The sequence below is a fragment of the Candidatus Allofontibacter sp. genome (genome assembly GCF_038145245.1).
GTDB lineage: Bacteria > Pseudomonadota > Alphaproteobacteria > Pelagibacterales > Pelagibacteraceae > Fontibacterium.
Window position 1 is genome coordinate 1 of record NZ_JAYQPI010000037.1, and the last position, 7729, is coordinate 7729.

The following is a 7729-nucleotide window of genomic DNA, read 5'->3' on the forward strand; positions in this document are numbered from 1 at the left end:
ATAAAAATTATCTCGCCCAGTATCGTGATATCTTTATAAAGAAAGAGAATATATTTTATAAAAGCATCGTTAATGGAAAAAAAAAGCATACATAAGATCATGTATAAAATCCCATTAAAATGATTATTATTAGAAATCATCTTTAAGTTGATTATTTTATTTATTGTTTAAAAACAAAATAATTTGCACTAAAATCTATAAAAAACCAAAAAAGAGAAATAAATGAAAATAAATCGTAGAAAATTTATGGCGTTTGCTGGCGTATCAGCCGCAGTATTAGGTATGTCAAATTGGTCGTCTGCACAGTCAAAAGCAGTATTTGATAGCGTAAATATTTTTGTTCCAGCTGCTCCGGGCGGAGGTTGGGATGGACTTGCTCGATCAATTGAAGCGGCCTCAAAATCATCAGGGTTAGTAAATACTTTTCAATTTGAAAATGTTGGAGGTGCAGGTGGAATGGTAGGCCTTCCAAAATTTGTAAGTGAAAAAAAGGGACAAGGAAATACTATAATGATAGGTGGTTCAGTTATGGTTGGAGCAGGAATCACAAATAAGAGCCCAGTTACGATGAAGGATGTTGTTCCATTGGCTCGCCTTACAGAAGAGGCCGGTGTATTAGTTGTTCCCACTTCTGGAAAAATCAAAAATTGGAATGATTTTGCTGCCGCAGTTAAAGCAAATCCAAAAGCAGTATCAGTTGCTGGAGGTTCTGCAGGCGGAACAGATCATTTACTTTTAGGTCTAATAGTCAAAGCATTAGGTGCTGACGCAAGAAATGCAGCTTATGTTGCGTTTCAAGGAGGTGGTCCTGCTAATGCTGCAATTCTTGGTGGTCAAGTATCAGCTGGAATTTCTGGTTACTCAGAATTTGAAGAACAGATTAAAGCTGGAAAAATGAAAGCTTTAGCAGTTTCTGGAAATAAAAGAATACCCGGAGTTGATATACCAACATTAAAAGAGCTGGGCTTAAATGTAACAGCTGCTAACTGGAGAGGTGTTTTCGGAGCTCCAGGAATTAATAATGATCAAAAGAAAAAACTTGTTGATTTCTTGACTAAGTTGCATGCTACTGAAGCTTGGAAAAAAACTGTAGCAGAAAGAAAATGGACAGATGTGTTTTTGTCTGGACAGGCATTTGAAAAAGAAATTGATAAAAATATTAAAGAAACAGGTTTAATATTAAAAGATCTAGGCTTAGCTTGAGTGCTTTAAGATTTTCTTTAATATTATTTTTTTTGTGTGGACTTGCCATATGGCAAGTCACACAAATTCCAAAATCTACTTTATATGATGCTGTTGGAGCGTCTTTAGTTCCAAAGTTTGCCGTTAGTCTTTTTACCGTTTTTGTAATATTTTATGTTTATTATTCTTTTTTTAGATCAAAAGAACTACCTGATGTAGCTGATAATAAAAATGAAAAACCATTAAAAAATACCGTAAATCGTTTAAGTTATTTTTTGGGCGGTTTTTTTTTATTTATAATATTAGTTAAATTTTTTGGTTTTATTTTTTCAGGAACTGTATGTGGTGTATGTATATCAAAATCTTTTGATACAAAAATATCTTTTAAATCGTTAATAATAAATTTTTTTATTGTATCAAGTGTTTGGATTTTATTTTCGGTAGTACTCTCGGTAAATTTAGGACCTGCTTTTTATTTTAAAATATGAACTATTTTGAACAGTTAATAAATGGTTTTAGCACGGCATTAAGTCCATCAATTTTAATTTATGGATTTGCAGGATGCCTAGCTGGAACTTTAGTTGGCGTTCTTCCTGGAATTGGACCCGCATTAACAATTGCGTTGCTTTTACCGTTAACTTTTAAAGCCCCAGCTGTTGCAATGTTTGTACTGTTTGCAGGAATTTATTATGGAGGAATGTACGGAGGTTCAACAACAGCTATACTTCTTAATACTCCTGGAGAGTCATCAAGCGTTGTAACTTCCCTTGAAGGAAATAAGATGGCAAGACGTGGTTTAGCAGGTCAAGCCTTAGCAACAGCAGCTATCGGTAGTTTTGTTGCAGGAACAATCGGGACTATTGCTCTTACTTTTTTTGCTCCAATTGTTGTTAAGGTGGCGTTAACGTTTGGTCCAGCAGAATACTTTAGTTTAATGGTTTTGGCTGCAGTCTCAGTAACAGCCGTTTTAGGAAATTCAGTTATTCGTGGAATGATTAGCCTAAGTTTAGGTCTTATTATTGGTTTAGTTGGAATTGATCTTCAGTCTGGACAACCAAGATTTACTTTTGGTGGAATTATGGAACTATTAAATGGAGTTGAAGTTACCGTTGCTGTTGTTGGATTGTTTGCTGTTGGAGATGCATTGTTTTTAGCATGGCAAGGAAGAGAAAAAAGTAAAAAGACTGTAATTATTTCTCCCAAAAATAAGTGGTACAATTGGATGAGAAAAGAAGATTGGAAAAGAAGTTGGAAGCCTTGGCTACGCGGTTCTTTTTATGGCTTTTTTATTGGAGCGTTACCGACAGGAGGCGCGGAGGTTCCAACTTTATTAAGTTATTACACAGAAAAAAAACTTTCCAAAAAACCTAAGGAGTTTGGAAAGGGAGCAATTGAGGGGGTTGCAGGACCAGAAGCTGCAAATAATGCGGCCGCTGCTGGTGTATTGATGCCATTATTAACTTTAGGGATACCAACTTCGGCAACTGCGGCTGTGTTATTATCAGCTTTTGAATCTTATGGTATTAGATCAGGACCAACTTTATTAACTCAGCAGTCAAATTTAGTTTGGACGTTAATTGCAAGCCTTTATATTGGCAATGTAATCTTATTAATACTTAATTACCCGCTTGTTGGAATTTGGGTAAAAATACTTAAGATACCTTCGCAATGGCTTTATGTCGGAGTAATAATTATTTCTTCAGCCGGAGTTTATGGAAACGGACGATCTTCTTTTGACTTGGCTTTATTGCTCTTTTTTGGCTTGATTGGTTATTTTTTTAGAAGGTTTGATTTTCCAGCAGCTCCACTAATTATTGGTTTAATCTTAGGTCCTATTGCAGAACAATCATTAAGACAGGCTTTAATTATTGGAATGGGTGAATGGACAACATTTATAACAAGACCTATTTCCGCAACTATACTTTTTATAGCATTTACTTTATTTTTAAGTCCTTTTCTAATAAATTTTTATAGCAAAAGAAGAAAAGTAAGGTAATTTAAATATTATGGGAAAGAGTCGCGATACAAGAAAAGAAAAAAAGAAACCAAAGAGTACAGCTCCAAAAGAGTCTAGATCAAAAAAACAGTACTAAGTTTTAAAATTAGGCTTTTTTTTTAATCGAATTCATTATAGGTAGTAGCTAAACCTATATGTGAGATTTTCATGCCCCAAGAAGCTAATCAAACTTCTAAAGTTAGAACAGGGCATGTTTTCACTGAAGAACAAATTAATACTTTAACCGAAAATATTAGGCAGAATAATTTTATCTCTGTTCATAAGTTATTAGATAAATATCATCCAGCGGATGTTGCTGATTTAGTCAAAATATTACCGAATGAAGCGCAAATAAAATTATTTAGTCACAAATCTGCAGATTTAAATCCTGAAGTCGTCCTAGGATTATCTGATACTTTGCAAAAAGAGATATTAGAACAGCTTTCTCCAGATACAATTTCTGCAATAGTAAAAGAATTAGAATCAGACGATGCTTTTCAAATTATAGAAAATGTTCCTGAAGAATTTCAAAATCAAATTTTAAGCAATCTACCGCAAAAAGATCAAAATTTTTTTAGATTGGGTTTAAAATATCCAAAAGACTCAGCTGCAAGAATTATGCAGAGAGAATTTGTAATGATTGATCTAGATTGGACCGTTGGTCAAACTATGGATTTTTTAAGAGATTCAACAGATTTACCTGAACAGTTCTTAGAAATTTTCGTCGTCGATAAAGATAGAAAGCCTATCGGTAATGCATCTATCTCAAATATTTTAAGATCAGATCCAAATGTAAAAGTTAAAGACTTGGTAGCAGAGAATAAAACTTTTATTCCAGCTGAACTTGATAAGGAAAAAGTGGGAAATATTTTCACCCAATACAATTTAGTTTCCGCTGGTGTTGTTGATAAAGAGCAAAAATTAATCGGAGTGATAACAGGGGATGATGTTGTGACAATTGTTAAAGAAGAAGCTGTTGAAGATGCTCTAAGATTAGGAGGAATTGGAGCTGCAGAAGATATAACCGACAATCCTGTTGAGACATCTAAAAATAGATTCTTATGGTTATTTATTAATTTAATTACTGCAGTTTTAGCTTCATTTGTTATTGGAATTTTTGAAAATACAATTCAAAAAGTTATTGCTCTTGCAGTATTAATGCCAATCGTAGCTTCAATGGGAGGAAATGCTGCAACACAAACATTAACAGTTACAATTCAATTAATTGCTTCCCAGCAATTGAATGTAAAGAATGTAATGAAAATTATTAATAGAGAAGTAGTTACAGGTCTTCTAAATGGATTAATATTCGCATTAATTATTGGAGTGTTTGTATATTTCTGGTTTCATGATTTAAAGATAGCCATCCTTATTGGCGCAGCGATGCTTGTGAATTTAACTGTAGCTGGCTTAGCTGGAATTGCTATCCCAGTGACATTAAATAAAATGAAGATAGATCCTGCTATTTCTGCAACTGTTTTTGTAACAACCGTTACAGATGTTGTAGGCTTTTTTGCCTTTCTTGGAATAGCTAGTTTGTTTGTTTAATTAATACTGTTTTTAAATATTAATTTAGAACAATCATCAGATTTTTTTAACTGGTCAAAAATAATTTTTAAACTATTTTTGATATCTTTTTCTATTGACCAAGGACAATTAATTATAAATAACCCGCTTCCCTGCATTCCATGACTAGAGTTGTCCGTAATCATTTCAATGTGGGATAGATTTTTATAATTTTCTTTTTGAATATTTAGAACAAATTTTTCAGCTTTTTTGTTATTTAATACAGGATACCAAACAATATAAACTCCAAGAGGAAATTTTTTATAACAATCCGATAACATTTTTAATACTTTTTCATATTCGTCTTTAATCTCATAAGATGGATCAATAAGTATTACTGCACGCTTTTCCTTTGGTGGAAGTAGTTTAATAAGCCTTATGTAACTATCTTCATTTTCAATAGTTATTCTTAAATCATCTATAAAGTTTTTTTTGAGATTTAAAAATTCATTAGGATGTAATTCAAGAAAATGAAGCTTATCATTTGCTCTTAGACTTTTAGCAGCAAGATAACACGAACCAGGATATATCTTAAGATCTGAATTAAGATTTATCGATTTTATTATTTTTAAATAAATATTTAAAAAAATATCATTATTTTTTACGTTAAATATTTTTTCTATACCATGAAGATATTCTTTATTTTTTTGCATATAGGGATCAGAAACAGAATATTTTCCTGCACCTGAATGACAATCAATAAAAATAAAATTTTTATTTTTTTTCTTTACATAATCTAGAACGTAAAGAAGTGTAAAATGTTTCAACACATCCGCTGCATTCCCAGCGTGATATCCGTGCCTGTAGCTCAGCATATTAAATAAGTTTTTGAATTTTTTTTATAGTTTCGGTTAATTGTGATTTTTTATAAGGCTTTCCTTTAACGACCCAAACCGAAAGTGGCCATGAACTGTCTTTTTTATTTCTTGCAATAATATGAATATGTAGTTGGGGTATAATATTTCCAACTTTTTCCACATTTAAATTGAAAGCATTAAAAGTTTTTTTCATAACTCTACTGCAATAATCAATTTCTTCCATAAGTTTTATTTGATCTTTTTTATTTAAGTCTAATATTTGTCTAATGTTCTTTCTTTTTGGAATAAGAATGAGCCAAGGAAATTTAGCATTATCCATCAATCGGGCTGTACATAAGTTCAGATCGGCTACAGAATGAGTAGTTTTGAGTAATTTTTTGTGTAATTTAAACATGCAATTAAATTAAATAGCTATTTTGTTATGAATTTAAAGAAAATTAATCAAAAAATTAAAAACTTTGTAAAAGAAAGAGATTGGGATCAGTTTCATTCGCCTAAAAATCTATCTATGGCTTTATCGGTAGAAGTATCAGAGCTTGTTGAGATTTTTCAGTGGTTAAAAGAAAGTGATCTAAAAAAAGTAGATAAGGAAAAAGTAGCAGATGAGATTGCTGATATATTTTTTTATTTATTAAGAATTTCTCAAAAAATGAATATTGATATTGAGAAAAGCTTTTACGCAAAATTAAAAAAAAATGTTATAAAATATCCTGTGTCTTTATCTAGGGGAAACAGCCAAAAAAGATAATGAAACAAATTATAAGAATATTAATATTAACTTTTTTATTAGCAAATAATTCTTTTGCTCAACTTTCAAAAGTTCAAATTGAGATTGGTAATAAAAAATTAATTGCAGAAATTGCTGAAACAGACGAAGAACAAAGCGAAGGACTCATGAATCGTCCAACCTTAGGAAAAGATAGTGGGATGCTATTTATTTTTGAAGAAGGTTCCAGTCCATGTTTTTGGATGAAGGATACAAAAATACCTTTATCCATAGCCTTTATAAGCAATACAAATACAATAGTAAAAATTAGCGATATGCAGCCATTATCTTTAACAGAGCATTGTTCAGGACAGCCTATAGTATTAGCGCTTGAGGTAAATCAAGGTTGGTTTGAGAAAAACAATATAAAAGTAGGAGATAAAATATTAAGCATAAAAAGAGTTAATTAAAAATTATGAAAAAAATTATTTATTTTTTTTTATTTAATTTTTTTTTTTCAACTATTTTATTTTCAAATGAAATTAAAGTTCAAGTAATAGATGGAGATACTATTCATATAGGAAAATTTAAATATCGTTTTTTTGGTATTGATGCTCCAGAAGCAAAACAAATCTGCGAAAAAGATAAAATAAAAGTTCAATGTGGTATTCTTGCAAAGAATATTCTCAAAAAAAAGATTGGAAATAAAATTCCCGAATGTATTGTTAAAGATAAAGATCGTTATCAAAGATTAGTGGCAGAATGTTTTATCGACAAAGAAAGTTTATCTAGATTTATGGTTAGAGAAGGTTATGCGGTTGCATACACTCAATACTCTAAAGATTTTATTGAAGATGAAAAATATGCAAAAGAAAATAAAATTGGTATTTGGGCAATGAATTTTCAAACACCTTCAGAGTATAGAAAATCTTTAAGAAATAAATAAGTTTTAACTAAAATATTTTTTTATTCTTTTTTCTATTATATTTTTTTTTATTATTAATAATTCTTTTTTTAAATTTTGGTGTACGAAGGGCTTTAGCTATAGGATTTCTTTTCATAATGAATACGGCAATTATAACAGATTCTTTATTTGATTAATTTAAATAGCTAATCATCTTGAAATTAAACAAAAAATTTGAACTTTATATTTTTACTATCATTATGGCATTTGGCATGAGTTTGATGGTTCCATTTATTATTTTAGGATTGGTTGATCATTTTTCTTTAAAATTCATCAAAGCTTGGATACCTGTTTTTTTATATGGTTAATTCCTGCATTTTTTATGAGGAAAATTAACTAGATCTATTCTAAGCAGAATTATGGATAGGTAATTAAATTTTAAACTGAGATCCTAAGTAAAGTTGTCTTGCTTTTTTATTTTCAACAATTTCTTTTGGAGATCCTTCAGCAATCAATTCCCCATTATTAATAATGTAAGCTCTATCAACAATATCGAG

General features: G+C 30.6%; 11 protein-coding genes. 8 read left to right on the forward strand and 3 right to left on the reverse strand.

The annotated features are described in order from the left end of the window. Positions 1-222 precede the first annotated feature (222 nt). The 4 genes from AC8IGH_RS04655 to mgtE all read left to right on the forward strand — a co-directional run bounded on the left by AC8IGH_RS04655 (position 223) and on the right by mgtE (position 4726). Positions 223-1203 (forward strand): Bug family tripartite tricarboxylate transporter substrate binding protein, encoded by a 981-nt coding sequence (locus tag AC8IGH_RS04655; protein WP_507419551.1) that lies wholly within the window; start codon positions 223-225, stop codon positions 1201-1203. Then, positions 1200-1670, forward strand: a complete 471-nt coding sequence (locus AC8IGH_RS04660) for a tripartite tricarboxylate transporter TctB family protein (protein ID WP_507419552.1) — start codon at positions 1200-1202, stop codon at positions 1668-1670. The genes AC8IGH_RS04655 and AC8IGH_RS04660 overlap by 4 nt, the downstream gene beginning before the upstream one ends. After that, on the forward strand, positions 1667-3178 hold the full coding sequence (locus tag AC8IGH_RS04665; RefSeq protein WP_507419553.1) for a tripartite tricarboxylate transporter permease: 1512 nt from the start codon (positions 1667-1669) through the stop codon (positions 3176-3178). Before AC8IGH_RS04660 ends, AC8IGH_RS04665 begins: the two co-directional genes overlap by 4 nt. Positions 3179-3346: 168 nt before the next feature. Continuing rightward, positions 3347-4726 carry a magnesium transporter gene (mgtE, locus tag AC8IGH_RS04670; RefSeq protein WP_507419554.1) on the forward strand — a complete coding sequence of 460 codons (1380 nt, stop codon included), beginning with the start codon at positions 3347-3349 and terminating at the stop codon, positions 4724-4726. Here mgtE and AC8IGH_RS04675 read toward each other — a convergent pair. Continuing rightward, positions 4723-5559 carry a 23S rRNA (adenine(2030)-N(6))-methyltransferase RlmJ gene (locus AC8IGH_RS04675; RefSeq protein ID WP_507419555.1) on the reverse strand — a complete coding sequence of 279 codons (837 nt, stop codon included), beginning with the start codon at positions 5557-5559 and terminating at the stop codon, positions 4723-4725. The genes mgtE and AC8IGH_RS04675 overlap by 4 nt on opposite strands. Before the next feature lies 1 nt (position 5560). Next, entirely contained in the window at positions 5561-5956 is a 396-nt protein-coding gene (locus AC8IGH_RS04680; RefSeq protein ID WP_507419556.1) for an HIT domain-containing protein, read from the reverse strand. A gap of 27 nt (positions 5957-5983) precedes the next feature. On the opposite strand from AC8IGH_RS04680, the gene AC8IGH_RS04685 reads away from it, so the two are divergent. The 4 genes from AC8IGH_RS04685 to AC8IGH_RS04700 all read left to right on the forward strand — a co-directional run bounded on the left by AC8IGH_RS04685 (position 5984) and on the right by AC8IGH_RS04700 (position 7540). Further along, positions 5984-6310, forward strand: a complete 327-nt coding sequence (locus AC8IGH_RS04685) for a nucleotide pyrophosphohydrolase (RefSeq protein WP_507419557.1) — start codon at positions 5984-5986, stop codon at positions 6308-6310. Next, a complete protein-coding gene (locus AC8IGH_RS04690) occupies positions 6310-6738 on the forward strand; it encodes a DUF192 domain-containing protein (protein WP_507419558.1) in 429 nt (142 codons plus the stop codon). The genes AC8IGH_RS04685 and AC8IGH_RS04690 overlap by 1 nt, the downstream gene beginning before the upstream one ends. Before the next feature lie 5 nt (positions 6739-6743). Next, positions 6744-7214, forward strand: a complete 471-nt coding sequence (locus AC8IGH_RS04695; RefSeq protein WP_507419559.1) for a thermonuclease family protein — start codon at positions 6744-6746, stop codon at positions 7212-7214. A gap of 173 nt (positions 7215-7387) precedes the next feature. Then, entirely contained in the window at positions 7388-7540 is a 153-nt protein-coding gene (locus AC8IGH_RS04700; RefSeq protein WP_507419560.1) for a DUF2798 domain-containing protein, read from the forward strand. A 63-nt stretch (positions 7541-7603) separates the two neighbouring features. Here the strand turns inward: AC8IGH_RS04700 and AC8IGH_RS04705 are convergent, their stop codons facing one another. Beyond that, complete coding sequence (locus AC8IGH_RS04705) at positions 7604-7687, reverse strand: ABC transporter ATP-binding protein C-terminal domain-containing protein (RefSeq protein ID WP_507419561.1); 84 nt, start codon at positions 7685-7687, stop codon at positions 7604-7606. Between the last annotated feature and the right edge of the window lie 42 nt (positions 7688-7729).

Excerpts from the sequence above, each read along its gene's own strand:
- mgtE (WP_507419554.1), top strand. The coding sequence starts at position 3,347 with ATGCCCCAAGAAGCTAATCAAACTTCTAAAGTTAGAACAGGGCATGTT.
- AC8IGH_RS04690 (WP_507419558.1), top strand. The coding sequence starts at position 6,310 with ATGAAACAAATTATAAGAATATTAATATTAACTTTTTTATTAGCAAAT.
- AC8IGH_RS04680 (WP_507419556.1), bottom strand. The coding sequence starts at position 5,956 with ATGTTTAAATTACACAAAAAATTACTCAAAACTACTCATTCTGTAGCC.
- AC8IGH_RS04655 (WP_507419551.1), top strand. The coding sequence starts at position 223 with ATGAAAATAAATCGTAGAAAATTTATGGCGTTTGCTGGCGTATCAGCC.
- AC8IGH_RS04685 (WP_507419557.1), top strand. The coding sequence starts at position 5,984 with ATGAATTTAAAGAAAATTAATCAAAAAATTAAAAACTTTGTAAAAGAA.
- AC8IGH_RS04665 (WP_507419553.1), top strand. The coding sequence starts at position 1,667 with ATGAACTATTTTGAACAGTTAATAAATGGTTTTAGCACGGCATTAAGT.
- AC8IGH_RS04695 (WP_507419559.1), top strand. The coding sequence starts at position 6,744 with ATGAAAAAAATTATTTATTTTTTTTTATTTAATTTTTTTTTTTCAACT.
- AC8IGH_RS04675 (WP_507419555.1), bottom strand. The coding sequence starts at position 5,559 with ATGCTGAGCTACAGGCACGGATATCACGCTGGGAATGCAGCGGATGTG.